This is a genomic window from Microbacterium sp. ISL-103, from assembly GCF_018613995.1.
Classification (GTDB): Bacteria; Actinomycetota; Actinomycetes; order Actinomycetales; family Microbacteriaceae; genus Microbacterium.
Window position 1 is genome coordinate 1 of the sequence record NZ_JAGGPD010000217.1, and the last position, 15,371, is coordinate 15,371.

Annotated in this window: 15 protein-coding genes; 5 read left to right on the forward strand and 10 right to left on the reverse strand. The window is 69.3% G+C overall.

Annotation, left to right across the window (positions count from 1 at the left end):
* From J7E68_RS08800 to J7E68_RS08820, 5 genes are all read right to left on the reverse strand, one after another.
* On the reverse strand, positions 1-767 hold a 767-nt coding region (locus J7E68_RS08800), incomplete at its 3' end, for an aminotransferase class V-fold PLP-dependent enzyme (RefSeq protein ID WP_215171793.1).
* Between the two features lies 1 nt (position 768).
* On the reverse strand, positions 769-1,836 hold the full coding sequence (locus J7E68_RS08805) for a hydrolase (RefSeq protein ID WP_215171795.1): 1,068 nt from the start codon (positions 1,834-1,836) through the stop codon (positions 769-771).
* A complete protein-coding gene (locus tag J7E68_RS08810; RefSeq protein WP_215171797.1) occupies positions 1,836-2,690 on the reverse strand; it encodes a tryptophan 2,3-dioxygenase family protein in 855 nt (284 codons plus the stop codon). The genes J7E68_RS08805 and J7E68_RS08810 overlap by 1 nt, the downstream gene beginning before the upstream one ends.
* Positions 2,691-2,780: 90 nt before the next feature.
* A complete protein-coding gene (locus J7E68_RS08815; RefSeq protein ID WP_215171799.1) occupies positions 2,781-4,496 on the reverse strand; it encodes an amidase in 1,716 nt (571 codons plus the stop codon).
* Positions 4,493-5,533, reverse strand: a complete 1,041-nt coding sequence (locus tag J7E68_RS08820) for an agmatine deiminase family protein (RefSeq protein WP_215171801.1) — start codon at positions 5,531-5,533, stop codon at positions 4,493-4,495. Before J7E68_RS08820 ends, J7E68_RS08815 begins: the two co-directional genes overlap by 4 nt.
* 91 nt (positions 5,534-5,624) lie before the next feature.
* Between J7E68_RS08820 and J7E68_RS08825 the strand changes: the two genes are divergently transcribed.
* Both J7E68_RS08825 and J7E68_RS08830 read left to right on the forward strand, forming a co-directional pair.
* Positions 5,625-6,278 (forward strand): TetR/AcrR family transcriptional regulator, encoded by a 654-nt coding sequence (locus J7E68_RS08825; protein ID WP_215171803.1) that lies wholly within the window; start codon positions 5,625-5,627, stop codon positions 6,276-6,278.
* Between the two features lie 9 nt (positions 6,279-6,287).
* Complete coding sequence (locus J7E68_RS08830) at positions 6,288-7,661, forward strand: pyridoxal-dependent decarboxylase (RefSeq protein ID WP_215171805.1); 1,374 nt, start codon at positions 6,288-6,290, stop codon at positions 7,659-7,661.
* A 38-nt stretch (positions 7,662-7,699) separates the two neighbouring features.
* On the opposite strand, the gene J7E68_RS08835 is transcribed toward J7E68_RS08830, so the two are convergent.
* Together J7E68_RS08835 and J7E68_RS08840 are read right to left on the reverse strand one after the other, a co-directional pair.
* The gene (locus J7E68_RS08835; protein WP_215171807.1) at positions 7,700-8,755 is read right to left on the reverse strand and encodes an alpha/beta hydrolase; all 1,056 of its coding nucleotides are present in this window, start codon (positions 8,753-8,755) and stop codon (positions 7,700-7,702) included.
* Between the two features lie 97 nt (positions 8,756-8,852).
* Complete coding sequence (locus J7E68_RS08840) at positions 8,853-9,380, reverse strand: TetR-like C-terminal domain-containing protein (protein WP_215171809.1); 528 nt, start codon at positions 9,378-9,380, stop codon at positions 8,853-8,855.
* Between the two features lie 81 nt (positions 9,381-9,461).
* Here J7E68_RS08840 and J7E68_RS08845 point away from each other — a divergent pair, with 81 nt between their 5' ends.
* A complete protein-coding gene (locus tag J7E68_RS08845) occupies positions 9,462-10,169 on the forward strand; it encodes an MBL fold metallo-hydrolase (RefSeq protein ID WP_215171811.1) in 708 nt (235 codons plus the stop codon).
* Positions 10,170-10,182: 13 nt separating this feature from the next.
* Here J7E68_RS08845 and J7E68_RS08850 read toward each other — a convergent pair whose 3' ends face one another.
* The 3 genes from J7E68_RS08850 to J7E68_RS08860 are packed head-to-tail and all read right to left on the reverse strand — an operon-like array spanning position 10,183 to position 13,528.
* Positions 10,183-10,767, reverse strand: coding sequence for an isochorismatase family protein (locus tag J7E68_RS08850; RefSeq protein ID WP_311416772.1), 585 nt, complete (start codon positions 10,765-10,767; stop codon positions 10,183-10,185).
* Positions 10,764-12,209 carry a cytosine permease gene (locus tag J7E68_RS08855; protein ID WP_215171813.1) on the reverse strand — a complete coding sequence of 482 codons (1,446 nt, stop codon included), beginning with the start codon at positions 12,207-12,209 and terminating at the stop codon, positions 10,764-10,766. Before J7E68_RS08855 ends, J7E68_RS08850 begins: the two co-directional genes overlap by 4 nt.
* A gap of 35 nt (positions 12,210-12,244) precedes the next feature.
* Complete coding sequence (locus J7E68_RS08860; RefSeq protein WP_215171815.1) at positions 12,245-13,528, reverse strand: M18 family aminopeptidase; 1,284 nt, start codon at positions 13,526-13,528, stop codon at positions 12,245-12,247.
* Positions 13,529-13,791: 263 nt separating this feature from the next.
* Here J7E68_RS08860 and J7E68_RS08865 point away from each other — a divergent pair, with 263 nt between their 5' ends.
* Positions 13,792-14,658 (forward strand): EamA family transporter, encoded by an 867-nt coding sequence (locus tag J7E68_RS08865; protein ID WP_215171817.1) that lies wholly within the window; start codon positions 13,792-13,794, stop codon positions 14,656-14,658.
* A gap of 72 nt (positions 14,659-14,730) precedes the next feature.
* The gene (locus J7E68_RS08870; protein ID WP_251048804.1) at positions 14,731-15,150 is read left to right on the forward strand and encodes a GNAT family N-acetyltransferase; all 420 of its coding nucleotides are present in this window, start codon (positions 14,731-14,733) and stop codon (positions 15,148-15,150) included.
* Positions 15,151-15,371 lie beyond the last annotated feature (221 nt).

Here is a 15,371-nt window from a genome sequence, read left to right on the forward strand (position 1 = left end):
CGGCGCAGGTAGGCGAACGCGGGCGAGCCGGGCCCGCCGTTGAGGTACTTGTACGTGCAGCCGACGGCCATGTCGACGCCCCAGGCGGCGAGCTGCATCGGGATGATGCCCGCGGAGTGGCAGAGGTCCCACATCATCAGGGCCCCGACGCGGTGCACGGCGGCGGTGATGCCGGGCATGTCCGTGAGGGCGCCCGAGCGGTAGTCGACGTGGCTCAGCGACACGAGGGCGGTCTTCTCGGAGGTCACGGCGACCACGTCGGCGATCTGCACTCCGTGCACCGGGTCGGGTTCGATCCAGCGCACGGTCATGCCGGTCTCGGCGGCGACCCCCTCAGCCGTGAACCGGTCGGTCGGGAAGTTGCCCGCCTCGATCACGAGCTCCGTGCGAGACGGGTCGGCCGTCGCCGCGGCGCGCATCAGCTTGTAGATCAGCACGCTCGTCGAGTCGGCGACGACGGTCTGCCCGGCGGCGGCGCCCAGAGTGAGCCCGGCGATGCGGTCACCGAGCTGCACGGGCAGCGCCATCCACTGCTCGTCCCACGATCGGATCAGCCGTGTGCCCCAGTCGTCGCGGACGAACGCGGCGAGCATGTCGGGAGTCTCCTTGAGCGGGCGTCCGAGGGAGTTGCCGTCGAGGTAGGCGCCGACGCCGGGGGCATCGACGAAGGAATCGAGGTGATCACGCAGCGGGTCGGCGGCGTCGAGGGCGCGCGCCAGCTCGAGGAGTGAGCGTTCGATGGTCGCGGAGTCGCGGGTGTCGGTCATGTCAGGCCTTCAGGTCGGCGCGGCTGAGCGCGCGGGCGAGTGTGAGGTCGGCGTCGATGCCGGGGAGCCGGAGGAGCAGCGCCGCGGGGTCGCGCGGGTCTTGCGGGGCGAGCGTGCGGAGCAGGTCATCACCCTCGATGCCGCTGTCGCGGAGGGCTGCGAGCTCGGCCGGGTTCAGCCCGACCGGCGTCGGACCGTTGCCCATGTCGGTGCCGTAGATCACGGTGCCGCCGGCGGCGTGGAAGCGGCGGACGTTGTCGACCGCGGTGGTGCGTTCCTCGCTGTCGGCATCGTGGATCGAGAGCGTCGAGATCCAGGCGACGGATGTCGCCTGCGCGGCGATGTCGTCGTCGTCGAGACGCTCGGTGAAGGGCGCGTGCGCGAGGCGGGCGGCTCCGAGTCGAGCGGCGCGCTGCGCCTCGCCCGCACCCTCCGCGTGCGCGATCACGGGGAGTCCGCGCACGGTCGCCGCGTCGACGATCGCGCGGAACAGCGCATCGGCGAAGACGGGGCCGGCGGTGGCGTTGCTCGCGACCTTGATGCAGGATGCTCCGGCATCCGCCATCTCGGCGACCGCCTCGTGTGCCATCTCGGTGCTCGCGATCTCGCGGAACGACCCGGCGGGCGCCCAGTCGCGGTCGGAGGGATACCCGCCGACCGGTGTGAGGAACGCCCCGGCGAAGTCGATCATGACGGGGTGCGGGGCGTCGGGGCGCCAGGACTCCGGAACCCCTGCGCCCGTTCGGTCGAGATCGGCGGATGCCGGCACGAGGTCGCGCGAATCTCCGGAGTTGTAGAGCGAGGATGACCGGGCTGTGGCGGCCAGTGCTCCGACGGCGGCGGGGTTCGCGCCGAGGTCGACCACGCGGCCGAGCGTCGAGCCGCCGAGCAGCGCGTGGTCGACGAGCTGCAGGTGCACGTGGTGGTCGGTGAATCCGCCGACGATCACGCCGTCCAGGCGGGGTATCCCGGGGGTGGGAGGCTCGTCGCGAAGCAGCATCCGCTGTCCGTCGAACTCGACGATGCCGTCGCGCCATCCTTCGCCGTCGAAGAAGGTCGCCGCGTGCATCAGCCGCCGACCTCGGTGCGCACGGTGTAGAGCTCGGGGAAGAACGTCAGGTCGAGCGCGCGCTGCAGGAATCCCACGCCGCTCGAGCCACCGGTGCCGACCTTCATGCCGATCGTGCGCGCGACGGTCTTCAGGTGGCGGAAGCGCCAGAACTGGAAGTTGTCTTCGAGGTCGACAAGGTCTTCGCAGGCTTCGTAGAGATCCCAGTGCTGCTGGTGGTTCTGGTAGATCTCGCGGATCGCGGGCACGAGCTCGGGCGTCTCGCGGTAGGGGAGGCGCACGTCGCGGTCGAGGATCTCGGCCGGGATCGGCAGGCCGCGTCGCGAGGCGTAGCGCAGGAACTCGTCGTACAGCGTGGGCTTGTGCCACTCGGCGGTGAGCAGCGCGAGGTTGGCGGGGTGGTCGCTGAAGACGCTCAGCATCTTCTCGTTCTTGTTGCCCAGCGCGAACTCGACGGCTCGGTACTGCACCGACTGGAACCCCGACGAATTGCCGAGCGCTCCGCGGAACTGCGCGTACTCGGTGGGCGTGAGGGTCGCGAGGATCGCCCACTGCTGGGTCATGACGTCTTGGATGCGCTTGACTCGCGCGACGCGCTTCAGCGCCTCGCGAAGATCGTCGCTCGCGAGCAGCTCTCGCGCAGAAGACAGCTCATGCAGCAGCTGCTTGAGCCAGAGCTCGGTGGTCTGGTGCTGGATGATGAAGAGCAGCTCATCGTGGTGCTCGGGAACGCTCACAGGATTCTGCGCGGTGAGCAGCTGGTCGAGCGACAGGTAGGACCCGTACGTCATGCGGCCGGACAGATCGGTGACGATGCCGGCCTCGAGCTCGCGCTCGTTTTTCTCGGTGCTCATGGGTCGCTTCCTGTCGTGATGGACAGGGCAAACATATAACAATCGTGCCGAGCGTCACAACAGTGAAATGTCTCCCCGCGGCCTTCCCCGTCACAGTCTCGGCGTGCGTGGGGGAGCGGTGCGACGCTCGCCGGGGGCTCCGATCGCCTCGAATGCGGCGGCGAGACGCAGCAGTGCGGAGTCGTCGTAGGCGCGGCCGGCGAAGGTCAGGCCGATGGGCATGCCGATGTCGGCCATGAGGCCCATCGGCACGGTGACGGTCGGGATGCCGAGGTGCCGCACGGTCAGGTTGCCGTTCGCGATCCAGGTGCCGTTGCGCCAGCCGAGGTCGGCCGATGCGGCGTTCACGTCCATGTCGGCGGGCCCGACGTCGGCGACGGCCGGGAAGACGACGGCGTCGAGCTCGAGGTCGTCCATCCACTCCTCGAGATCGACGCGACGTGTCTGTTCGAGTCCGCGAAGGCCGTCGGCGAGCTCGGGCATGTCCTCGAACCCCACACCCGGATTGTCACGCACCCAGCTCGGGTACTCGGCGATGTCGTCGTCGAAGCCGGTGTAGCGGTCGGGAAGGGCACCCTCGGGGTGCGGGAAGATCGACGATCCGTCGACCTCGACCAGGGTGTGCAGCTGCGGGTCGCCGTTGGCCTGCAGGAAGTCCTCCCAGCCCCATGCCGACAGGTCGACGATCTCGCGCTGCAGGTACTCCGGAGACACGAGTCCGCGCGTCGCGATGGTGGGCGCACCGGGCCGGTCGCCCTCGTAGTTCGACACCACGGGGAAGTCGACCTCCACCACTGTCGCGCCCGCGGTCTCGAGGTCGCGACGCGCAGCCTCCCACCGCTCGATCACCGAGGTGCGGGTCTCGATGCGCTGCCCCGTGGGGCCACCGATGCCGGGATCGGCCGCCGTGCCGGCATCCGGGTCCGCGTTGATGTACATGCGGGGGATGCCGATGCGGGAGCCGCGGAGCGCCGACGCGGCGTCGACGGCCAGGGCTGGGTACGACTCCGGGCGCACCTCGGACGATGACGGCAACGCCACCCACGGTTGTGCGCGCCAGAAGTCGCCGCGCACCTCGGCGTCGTCGGCGACGATGACCTCGAGAACCTCGAGCAGATCTGCCATCGTGCGGGTGTGCGGCACGACGACGTCCATCGTCGGCACGAGGGGCCAGTTGCCTCGCGTCGAGATCACGCCGCGCGAGGGGGTGTAGGCGCAGAGGGCGTTGTTCGTGGCGGGGCCCCGACCGCTCGACCAGGTCTCTTCGCCGAGGCCGAAGGCGCCGAAGCTCGCTGCGGTCGCCGTGCCCGAGCCGTTCGACGAGCCCGACGCGAAGGGCGCGGTCAGGAAGTCCGCGTTGTAGGGACTCTCGGCACGCCCGTAGACACCGCGCTGCATGCCGCCGTTGGCCATCGGCGGCATGTTCGTGAGTCCCAGGCAGATCGCTCCGCCCGCACGCAGGCGCTCGATCGTGAACGCATCGCGCTGCGCGACGAGGTCGGCGAACGCGGGGCTGCCCGCCGCGGCGGTGAGCCCACGCACCAGGTAGCTGTCCTTCGCGGTGTACGGGATGCCGTCGAGCGGCCCGAGGGTCTCACCGCGCGACCGCCGCGCATCCGCTGCCTCGGCCTCGGCCCGCGCGTCGGGATTCGCGACCACCACGGCGTTCAGGGCCGTCTCGGTGCCGGGGCCGTCGTAGGCGGCGATGCGGGCGAGGTACGCCTCGACGAGGTCGAGAGCGGTCGTCTCTCGGGCTTCGAGCGCTCGTCGCAGATCGGCGATGGACGCCTCGACGACGTCGATCATGAGTGCACCGCCACGCTCGGCTGCTGCTGGGTGATGCAGTGGATGCCGCCGCCTCGATCGAACAGCGGCCGCGCATCGACCGTCACCACGCGGCGACCGGGGTAGGCGTCGGAGAGGAGCTCCCTGGTCGTCGCGTCGGCCTGCGCGTCGCCGAACCCGCATGCGACGACGCCGTCGTTCGTGACCAGGTGGTTGACGTAGCTCCAGTCGACGAAGCCCTCGTCATCGCGCAGCGTGGCCGGTGCAGGCAGATCGATGATCTCGAAGCGGCGGCCGGCGGCATCCGTCTGCTCTGCGAGATGCGCGCGCAGCTCGCGAGTCACCGCATGGTCCGGGTGCTCGGGGTTCTGCTGATCGTGCAGCAGCAGGCGCCCGGGAGAGACGAGCGTGGCGACGATGTCGACATGCCCGTTCGTGCCGAAGTCGTCGTAGTCGCGGGTGAGTCCTCGGGGCAGCCACACCGCCTTCGTCGCGCCGATCGCGCGTGCCATCTCGGCCTCGACGCGCGCCTTGTCGGCGTACGGGTTGCGCCGCGGGTCGAGCTGCACGGTCTCGGTGAGCAGCACGGTGCCCTCGCCGTCGACGTGGATGCCGCCGCCCTCGTTGACGAGCGTCGAGCTCACGAGCTCTGCGCCGACGGCCCCCGCGATGATGCGCGCGTGCTGCGCCGCCTTCTGCCACTGCGCCCACCCGGGGGCGCCCCAGCCGTTGAAGATCCAGTCGACCGCGCCGAGCACGCCGGGGCGATGCGGGTCGACCACGAAGGTCGGGCCTGAGTCGCGCATCCAGAACTCGTCGACCGGGGCCTCGAGGATGTCGATGCTGCCGCTGAGCATGCGTCGGGCACGGGAGACCTCGGCGGGGTCGACGACCATGGTCACCGGCTCGAACTCGGCGACGGCGTGGGCGACGGCCGTCCAGGTGGCGTAGCCCTCTTCGCGCTCGGACGCCGTCTCGCCCAGCGTCGGCCCCTCGGCAGGGAACGCCATCCAGGTGCGGTCGTGCGGTGCGGTCTCGGCGGGCATCTGCCAGGCCATGGGTGTCTCCTCGCTGCGGATCGCGACCTCGCGGACGAGGAATCGCGATCGCTATTGAACAGGTGATCAACGGGTGCTACGGTAGCCCGTGATGAAGACCACGTCAAGAGCCGAAGCTCCTCGCCGGTTGCCGCCGGAAGAGCGCGAGCGCTCGATCCTCGATGCCGCGAAGGCGCTGGCCGGCGACAGCGGGCTCGAGGCTCTCACCGTCCGTGCCGTCGCGGCGCGCGTCGGCGTGACGCCGGCGCTCGTCGCGCACTACCGTCCGGTGATGGAGGCCTTCGTCGCCGAGGTGTTCACCGAGATCGTCTCCGCCGAGCGCGACGAGGTGATCGCCTCGTACGACCCCGACCTCGATCTGCGCACGAACCTGCTGCGTCTCATCGAGACGCTGCTCGACGACTCGCGCGACGACGTCGCCATGGTGTGGGTGCAGTCCTGGGCGCTCGGCGCTCGCAACGAGACGCTCGGCGCCAGGGTCCGCACCGAGATGAACCTGTGGCACAGCGCCCTCGAAGACCTCATCGCCCGCGCGGTCGCCGAAGACCCCGCGGTGCAGGTCGATCCCGGGTCGTCGGCCTGGATGCTTCTGGCCATGGTCGACGGTATGAGCGCGCACTCCCTGGTGCACTGGGCGCCCCGTGATCGCGCCGACCTCGCTCGCCGCACCCTCTCCGCCGTCCTCGACGTGCCGGTGGACCCTCGACCGAGCGCACCTCACACGCCCGCAGAAACCCTCAGGTAAGGACAGCTCATGAGAGCAGAACGCATGCACGCGGCCTCGGCCGAATCGACGGCGATCGTCGATGCCGTGCTCGACTACTCGCGCCGACGGATGCTCGCGGCCGATGTGCCGCTCGACAAGCCGCAGACCCCGGCAGAGCTCAACCGGCTCGTCGGCACCACCATCACCGATGCCGGGCTCGGGTCTCAGCGTGCCCTCAGCGTCTTCGAACACATCCTCGCGCCCGCCTGCCTGACGACGAGTCACCCGTCGTACCTGTCGTTCATCCCCACCGCGCCGACGATCGCGTCGATCGCGTTCGACCTCGTGGTGTCGGCATCCGGCCTGTACGGCGGGAGCTGGCTGGAAGGCGCGGGCGCCGTGCACGCCGAGAACGAGGTGCTGTCGTTCCTCGCATCAGAGTTCGGCCTTCCCGACACCGCCGGGGGAGTGTTCGTGCAGGGCGGCACGATCGGCAACCTCTCGGCGCTGGTCGCGGCGCGGGAGTCCGCGAAGGCCCGACTGCTCGAGGCGGGCAAGGAGCTTCCTCGTCGCTGGAAGATCGTGTGCAGCGTCGAGGCGCACTCGTCGAACAAGTCGGCGGCGAAGGTCATGGACGCCGACGTGCTGCTGGTCGCGGCGGGTGACGACGGAGTACTGCGGGCCGATGCGGTGCGCGAGGCGCTCAGCGAGCACGGCGACGAGATCTGCGCGGTCGTCGCCACCGGCGGATCGACGAACTTCGGCATCGTCGACGACATCGCGGGCATCGCCGCACTCAAGGACGAGTTCGACTTCTGGTTGCACATCGATGGGGCCTACGGGCTCACCGCGATGCTGGCTCCCGAGGCGCGCGGCATCTTCGCCGGCGTCGAGCGCGCCGACTCGGTGATCGTCGATCCGCACAAGTGGCTGTTCGCGCCGTTCGACTGCTGTGCGCTCATCTACCGCGACCCCGACGCCGGGCGCCGCGCGCACACGCAGCATGCCGAGTACCTCGACACGCTCACCGACGCCGGAGACTTCAGCCCGTCGGACTACTCGATCCAGCTGACGCGCCGCCCCCGGGGTCTCCCGCTCTGGTTCTCGCTCGCGACGTACGGCGTGACGGCATACCGCGAGGCTGTCCGCGCGACGCCCGCCCTCACCCAGAAGATCGCCGCCGAGATCGCCGCGCGCCCGGAGCTGCGGCTCGTGCGAGACCCTCAGCTCTCCGTCGTGGTCTTCGAACGCGAGGGGTGGGAGCGCGAGGACTACGACCGATGGTCGGATGAGCTGCTCGACTCGCAGCGCGCGTTCGTCGTGCCGAGTTCGCACCGCGGGCGCCCGAACACGCGGTTCGCGATCCTCAACCCGCCCACGACGTTCGATGACCTGATCGGCATCCTCGACACGATGAAGTAGGTCGGCCGCGCTCGACCCGCAGAACGGTCGAGTCCCGCTCAGCGCGTGGTGTGCGCGTCGAGGAACTCGATCGTCTGCTGCAGTGCGGTCTGTGCGTCGGGCATGTCGAGGTGGAACTGATACTCGTGGGGCAGTGCCGGCTCGTGCGGCGCCGGCCAGAACAGTGTCGTCACATCGACCCCCAGCTCGTCGAGGCGCTTCGCCATCGGGATCGACTGCAGCCAGGTCAGCCCGTCACCGTTTCCTCCCGAGATGTACGTCGTCGGGAAGTCCTCGGTGACCCAGTCGATGGTCGACATCGTGGAACCGGTCGCGCCCTCCGCCCAGGTCTTGTCTCCGGCGTACGCCCACATCGACGTCTTGAGTCCCCAGCCGGCGACCCCGTCGAGCTGGGCGAGCGCAACCAGGTCGTAGACACCGCAGTTCAGCACCGTCGCCACGACCTGCTCGGCCTTCAGCGACGGCGTGATGCCCATGATCTCGGCGTAGTCGGGGTTGGAGATCAGCGTGGCCATCTGGCTCGCGAGCTGTGCACCCGCAGAATCGCCTGCAAGCACGATCTGCTTCGGGTCGACGCCCAGCTCTGCGGCGTTCTCGTCGATGTATGCGAGGGCATCGTCGAGCTGATGCACTGCGAGCGGGTAGACGCCCTCCGGTCCGATCGTGTAGTTCACCGCGATGGTCGTGTACCCCTCGGCCGCGAGAATCCGCATGTACGGGTCGACATTCTCCTTCGCCCCTGAGATCCAGGCGCCGCCGTGGATCCACACGACGGTGGGCAGCGGGCCGGTGGCGGACGCGGGTGCGAAGACGTCCATCGTCGTGTCGACGCCACCGTCGGCGTACGCGACATCGAGCTTCTCGGTGAGCTTCGTGTCGGGGACGTGCTTGTCCATCTCGGCAGCGGTGTCGTCGCCGCCCTTCGTGAACACGGCGCGGATCAGTATGGCAGAGGGCCAGGGCGTGATCGCGCCGACGATGGCGATCACCGCCGCGACCGAGAGGACGAGCGCGAACGCGACCTTCGTCCGGTGCCACGGGCGTCGAGTCTTCGCCGATCGAACCGACTCGTCTTCAGGCGCTGTCGTGGTCACGGAAACCCCTCTCCGCGCATCATCCTGGCAGTATTTCGGTCGATGCCGCCGGAGGCAGGGGCCAGCGAGGAAGAGGTCGCGTGGCTCAGGTGCCGGATCAGTCGACAGTCAGCCCCGCGATGATGCGGCTCAGGGCATAGTCGAACGCCGCATCGACGTCGCCGCCCAAGCGGAAAGCCCCGGCGAGCTCCATCTGCAGGAATCCGGTCGCCCACGCGGTGAAGAGGCGCGCGGCGTCGAGTGCGTGCTCGGATCCGACGAGAGTGGCGCACGCGCGCAGCACCGGAGCGGACGTCCGGTGCAGGGCGTCTTCGGGGGCTGAGGCGGTGAACAGCAGGCGGAACGCCTCGGGATGCTCGTGTGCGAAGCCCCGGTACGCGGCGGCGAGGTCAGTGAGACCGTCTCCGGCCGCGGTGAGACGGCTCGTGAGCGCATCGGCAGACGCTTCCGCGACCGCGGAGAGCAGCGCGTCGCGATCGCGGATCCGCTTGTAGAGCGACGGCGCGCGCACGCCCACCCGCTCTGCGACAGCCTGCATCCTGAGCCCCGTCGGTCCGGACGATTCGAGGATGACGCGGCCGGCAGCGACGATGGCGGCCAGCGAGGTTCGTTCGGGGGTCGGCATTCGGGACTCCTTCATGGCTATTGACATTAGCTATGATAGCTACGTAAAGTAGCCATCGTCAACCACTCGAAGGGAACGGCCATGAAGCTCGCACCACACCTGCACCGGCTCGGCAGCGACATCGTCGCGTCGTACCTCATCGACCTGCCCGAGGGCATCACGCTCATCGACGCCGGGCTGCCCGGGCACTGGAACGATCTGCAGCGCACGCTCGCAGAGATCGGGCGCCCGCTCTCCGACATCCGAGGCATCGTCCTCACCCACGGCGACAGCGACCACATCGGATTCGCCGAGCGACTGCGACTCGAGACAGGAGTGCCGGTGTTCATCCACGGCGCCGACGCGCATCGTGTGCGCACGGGCGAGAAGCCGAAGACACCGATGGGAACGGCCCGCATCGGTCCGATGCTCGCCTTCCTCGCCTACAGCGTGCGCAAGAACGGGCTGCGCACGCGCCATGTCGCCGACGTCGTGTCCGTCGACGACGGGCAGATCCTCGACCTGCCCGGCTCCCCGGTCGTGATCGGGATGCCGGGGCACTCGCCCGGCAGCATCGCCGTGCACGTCCCCGAGGTGGACGCGGTCTTCGTCGGCGACGCGCTGACCACCCGTCATGTGCTGACCGGCCGGGTGGGCGCGCAACCGGCGCCGTTCACGGACGAGCCCGCGGAGGCGCTCGCCTCGCTCGACAGGCTCGCCGGTGTGTCGGCATCCTGGGTGCTGCCGGGTCACGGAGCGCCGTGGCAGGGATCGCCCGCCGACATCGCCGCGGCCGTGCGCGCCGCCTAGGACGGCGCAGGGGTCACGGCGTCCGGCGTGCCGCCCGCACCGATGCGGTGTCGCTGATCGTGATCTGCGGCGGGTAGAGCCCCATGACCTGGATCGCTGCGGCGTGATTCTCAGCCGTCGATCCGGCACAGGCATCGGCGACGACCGTGACGCGCGCTCCGGCATCCGCTGCGGCCAGTGCGGTCGAGATGACGCAGCAATCGGTCGAGACTCCCGCGAGCACGACGCGGGCGCCCGTGCCCACGATCTCCTCGATCTCCGACCCCCACTTGCCGAAGGTCGGCAGATCGAGAGTCGGCCGCGGCGACAGGGTCTCGGCCTCGGGAACCAGATCGAACAGCGGATCCGAGGGTGGCTGATCGGCGAAGGGCCACGCGGCGAAGTAGTCGCCCCACGAGGTCGAGCGGTCGGCGGTCGGCATCCAGCGGGTGACGATCACCCGGTCGCCGAACGACTCGGCGAGAGACCGGATGCGCGGCATCACGTCGCCGAAGAACGGCGACCCCCAGGCCGAGTCGGCAGACGCGAAGATCGCCTGGGGATCGATCACGATCAGCCAGGCGTCCTCTGCGCCTGAGCCGGTCGGCCGAGTCCTCACGCCGACTGCTCCTGCCGACGGATCGTGCCCGCCCGTGCGAACCAGGTCACGGCGAACGAGAGCACCAGTGCGAAGAAGACGCCCAGGTTCGCGTATGCCCAGTCGCCGTCGACTCCGCCGACGAGGCCGAGCAGATAGCCCTGCCAGTTGTTCCACGGCGCCGCATCCGCGAATCCGTTGAGCACGAAGCCCCAGCCGATGACGCTCGCGACGACCATCGTCACGATCGAGGTCCAGTCCCACGCGCCGTAGCGGCCGCGGCTGTCGAACAGTGCCTCGTCGTCGTAGTCCTTCTTGCGACGCAGGATGTCGGCGATCAGGATGCCGGCCCACGAGGCGAGCGGCACACCGAGCGTGATGAGGAAGCTCTGGAACGGTCCGAGGAAGTCGGTGGCGAAGAACACGACGTAGATCGTTCCGAGCGTCAGGATCACGCCGTCGATCGCCGCGGCGGACGGGCGGGGGATGCGGATGCCGAGGCTGAGCAGCGTGAGGCCCGACGAATAGATGCCGAGCACGGCGCCCGAGACGAGGGCGAGCACGGCGGTGAGGAGGAACGGCACGAGCACCCACACCGGCAGGATGGTCGCGAGCGCCCCGATCGGGTCGGCCTGCACCGCGGCGAACAGATCGTCGTCGGAACCGGCGAGCAGCAGACCGAAGACCACCAGGATCACGGGGGCGACCGAGCCTCCGATCGTGTTCCACAGCACGATCGCGCCGTCGGAGGCCGTGCGCTTCTGGTATCGCGACCAGTCGGCGGCGAGGTTGATCCAGCCGAGGCCGAACCCGGTCATCACCATGACCAGTGCGCCGATGACCTGACCGAGCCCGCCGTCGGGGCGGGCCATGACGGCTGCGAGGTCGATGCTCGGTGCCGCGAGGACGACGTAGAGGATCGTCATGGCGCCGGTGATCCACGTGAGCACCGACTGCAGCTTCATGATCGTGTGATATCCGAGCACGGACGCCGTCACGATGAGCGCCGCGACGATCACGGTGGCGATGATCTTTAGGGCGATGCTGTCGCCGTCACCGCCGAGCTGAGTGATGACGGTGGCCGTCGCGAGCACGGCCATGATCGCGAGGAACGTCTCCCAGCCGATCGAGGTCAGCCACGAGACGATGCCCGGCACCTTCTGGCCCTGCACGCCGAAGGCCGCACGGGACAGAACCATGGTGGGGGCCGAGCCGCGCTTGCCGGCGATGGCGATGAGGCCGCAGAGGAGGAAGGACACGACGATTCCGATGACGGAGACGACCGTCGCCTGCCAGAACGAGATGCCGAAGCCGAGCACGAATGAGCCGTACGACATGCCGAACACCGACACGTTCGCCGCGAACCACGGCCAGAACAGGTCGCTCGGCTTCGCCGTGCGCTCGGATTCGGGGATGATCTCGATGCCCGCGCGCTCGATGAGAGCAGGCTTGATGTCCGTCATGCCATCATCCTGGCACTGCGGATGCCCCGCAGGGCTCAGCCTGCGAAGAATGCTCCCGCGACGCGAGTGAGGTCATGCAGGTCCGAGACGCCGGCGAGCTCGCGGGCAGAGTGCATCGACAGGATCGGGATGCCGACGTCGACGGTGCGGATGCCGAGGCGCGTCGCCGTGATCGGGCCGATCGTCGAGCCGCAGCGCACGTTGTTGTTCGACACGAACTCCTGGGTGACGACGTCGGCCGACTCGCACCAGCCGCGCCAGGCGGCGGAGCCCACGGCATCCGTCGCGTACCGCTGGTTGGCGTTGAGCTTGAGGATCGGACCCGAGCCGAGCACGGGCTGCACGACGGGATCGTGCTTGTGCACGTAGTTCGGGTGCACCGAGTGGCCCACGTCGCTCGACAGGCACCACGACGAGGCGAAAGCCCGGCGCCGTGCCGAGGCGTCTGCACCGAGAGCGTCGTAGACCCGGCCGAGCACGTCTTCGAGGAAGGGACCGGCCGCGCCGGAGCGGGAGTTGGAGCCGAGCTCTTCGTGATCGAACGCCGCGAGGATCGCGACGGGTCCGCTCACGGCGGTGTCGATCGTCTCGAGCGCGACGACTCCGGCATGCACCGAGGCGAGGTCGTCGAGGCGACCCGAGGCGAAGAACGCGCTGTCCTTGCCGAAGACCGCTCCGCGCCCCGTGTCGGCGATCACGACGTCGTAGCCGCGGATGTCGGATGCCGAGACACCGGCCGACGTCGCGAGCTCCGCCAGGATGTCCTCCTGGGTAGGGTCGCCGAGGCCCCAGACCGGCTGCGTCTGGAACTGCTTGTCGAGGGCGAGGCCGCTGTTCGCGTCGCGGTCGAGGTGGATGGCGAGCTGGGGCAGGCGCAGCATCGGTCCGGTGTCTGCGAGCACGACACGCCCGTCGGCCAGCGCGAGGCGCCCGGCGAGGCGCAGCTCGCGATCGAGCCACGAGTTCAGCAGGGGCCCGCCGTAAACCTCGACGGCTGCCTGCAGCCAGCCCTTGGATCCGGTGGTCGGCTGCGGCTTGAGCTTGAAGCCGGGGGAGTCGGTGTGCGCGCCGAAGATGTGCACGGGGGTGAGGGCGGTGGCATCCGCCGGCACGGTCCAGCCGATCGCGGCGCCGTCGCGCACGACGACGTAGCGTCCGCCGGGGGTCACATCCCACTCGTCCTCTTCCGCGAGCCGCGTGAACCCGGCGTCTTCCAGGCGCCGGGCCATCTCGGCGGCGGCGTGGTAGCTCGAGGGCGAGGCGGCGACGAAGTCGGCGAGGTCCTCGGCGTGGGCGAGGGCATCCGGGGTGACGGGCATGAGCGGCCTTCCTGCAGGGGCGGTCCTTCGATCGTAATCGGCGCGCCGCTGCCTGATCGCCGCAGAGGGTCGGAGCTGGGTCGTTCACCTTCCCGTCACCATCGGCGGGTACGTTCGGTCTCGATAGCGCCTAGGGTTCCGGGGTTCGTCCCGTCTGGTCCGAGCGGCGCCACGGTGTCTCTCCGCAGGGGCGCCGTCATCTGACAGGACAAAAGCCCGGAGGACCCTGTTCGTCGCGCCCGCGACGAATGGAAGGGTCTCGCATGTCCGCACTCGCGTTCGCACTCGTCATCGCCGCAGCCTTCGCGCACGCCGCCTGGAACGTCATCGCCCACGGTGTCAGCAAGGCCGGCATGCCTTTCCTCTGGTGGGGCGCGGTCGGCGGCACGGTCGTGTGGATCGGCGTCATCCCGTTCACCGGCGGCCTCGGCACCGACGATCTGGGGGCCTTCCTGCTGGGGGTGGGAGTCTCGGCTGTGCTGCACGTCGCGTACATGGCCGTTCTGCAGCGCGGCTATCGCGAGGGCAACCTGTCGACTGTCTATGCGACTGCCCGTGGCACGGGACCCTTCCTGTCGGTCATCGTGGCTGTGCTCCTCCTCGCCGAGCGCCCCTCCGCGTTGGCACTGGTCGGCGTGGCCGCGATCATCGTCGGTGTCGTCGCGATCGGTCTCGTCGATCGAGGGCGAGGGGATCGGCCACGGCGCCGCATGGATCCCGGTCTCGTGTTCGGCCTCCTCACCGGCGTCGCGATCGCGATCTACACGATCTGGGATGCGAACGCCGTGCGCACCTGGAACCTGTCGCCGGTGGCGTTCATGGTCGGCACGATGGTGCTCGAGATCCCGTTCTACTCGCTCGGCGTGCGAGGACGGTGGGCGGCGGTGCGCACGCTCGGGCGCACCCAGTGGCGGCGCATCGTGGCATTCAGCATCCTGTCTCCGCTGTCGTACATCCTCGTTCTCACCGCCATCCAGATCGCGCCGGTCGCCCTCGTCGCCCCTCTGCGCGAGGTGAGCGTGGTGCTCGTCAGCCTGTTCGGGGTCTTCGTCCTGAAAGAGAGTCGACCCGGATGGCGGCTGGCCGCATCTGCGGTGGTGGCCGCGGGCATCGTGCTGCTCGCACTGTGACCGGGTGATTGGATGGATGTCGTGTCAGTGACCTGGAGCCTTCGAGAGAGCAGGGCGTCGGATGCTCCCTGGATGGCCGAGTTGCGCGCGGTCGTGATGCGACCCGATCTGGAGCGCCTCGGCCGGTACGACCCGGTGCGCGTGCGGCAGCGGTTCCTCGATGCGTTCGTGGCGGCGAACACCTGGGTCATCGTGGTGGAGGGCGAGGATGTGGGGCTCGTCGCCGTACGCTCCGAAAACGACGCGGTGTGGATCGAGCACTTCTATCTCGCACCGGCTGTGCAGGGGCAGGGGCTCGGATCCGAGGTGCTCGCCGGCGTGCTGGCGGAGAAGGGGCGTGAGAGCGCGCGGGATCTGGCGGAGGCGCCGCCGTTCCGCCTCAACGTCTTGCAGGGCAGCCCCGCGCGGCGGCTGTACGAGAGGCACGGGTTCGTGGTCGAGAGCGAGGATGCGGTCGACGTCTTCATGCGGGCGGAGTCGCGCCGGAGGTGACCGGTCGCGCGCTTCCCTCGCTCGCGCATCCGGGGTTCGCGTCACTCGTTCTCGTCTCTCGTTTCTCGTCTCTCGTTCTCGTCTCGTGTCTCTCGTCCTCTGGTTCTCTGGTTCTCCTTTCTGGTTCTCGTCTCTCGTCTCTGGGTCTCGCCTCGTGTCTCCCTTCTCATGTCTCGTGTGCCTTCTGCCCTCTCCCTGCGGCCCGTTTGGGGGCTCGCTCC

Bases quoted from the DNA above. Each gene is read 5' to 3' on its own strand.
- J7E68_RS08825 (WP_215171803.1), top strand. From the start codon at position 5,625: ATGAAGACCACGTCAAGAGCCGAAGCTCCTCGCCGGTTGCCGCCGGAA.
- J7E68_RS08805 (WP_215171795.1), bottom strand. From the start codon at position 1,836: ATGCACGCGGCGACCTTCTTCGACGGCGAAGGATGGCGCGACGGCATC.
- J7E68_RS08865 (WP_215171817.1), top strand. From the start codon at position 13,792: ATGTCCGCACTCGCGTTCGCACTCGTCATCGCCGCAGCCTTCGCGCAC.
- J7E68_RS08830 (WP_215171805.1), top strand. From the start codon at position 6,288: ATGAGAGCAGAACGCATGCACGCGGCCTCGGCCGAATCGACGGCGATC.
- J7E68_RS08860 (WP_215171815.1), bottom strand. From the start codon at position 13,528: ATGCCCGTCACCCCGGATGCCCTCGCCCACGCCGAGGACCTCGCCGAC.
- J7E68_RS08815 (WP_215171799.1), bottom strand. From the start codon at position 4,496: ATGATCGACGTCGTCGAGGCGTCCATCGCCGATCTGCGACGAGCGCTC.
- J7E68_RS08870 (WP_251048804.1), top strand. From the start codon at position 14,731: ATGGCCGAGTTGCGCGCGGTCGTGATGCGACCCGATCTGGAGCGCCTC.
- J7E68_RS08820 (WP_215171801.1), bottom strand. From the start codon at position 5,533: ATGGCCTGGCAGATGCCCGCCGAGACCGCACCGCACGACCGCACCTGG.
- J7E68_RS08810 (WP_215171797.1), bottom strand. From the start codon at position 2,690: ATGAGCACCGAGAAAAACGAGCGCGAGCTCGAGGCCGGCATCGTCACC.
- J7E68_RS08845 (WP_215171811.1), top strand. From the start codon at position 9,462: ATGAAGCTCGCACCACACCTGCACCGGCTCGGCAGCGACATCGTCGCG.
- J7E68_RS08855 (WP_215171813.1), bottom strand. From the start codon at position 12,209: ATGACGGACATCAAGCCTGCTCTCATCGAGCGCGCGGGCATCGAGATC.
- J7E68_RS08840 (WP_215171809.1), bottom strand. From the start codon at position 9,380: ATGCCGACCCCCGAACGAACCTCGCTGGCCGCCATCGTCGCTGCCGGC.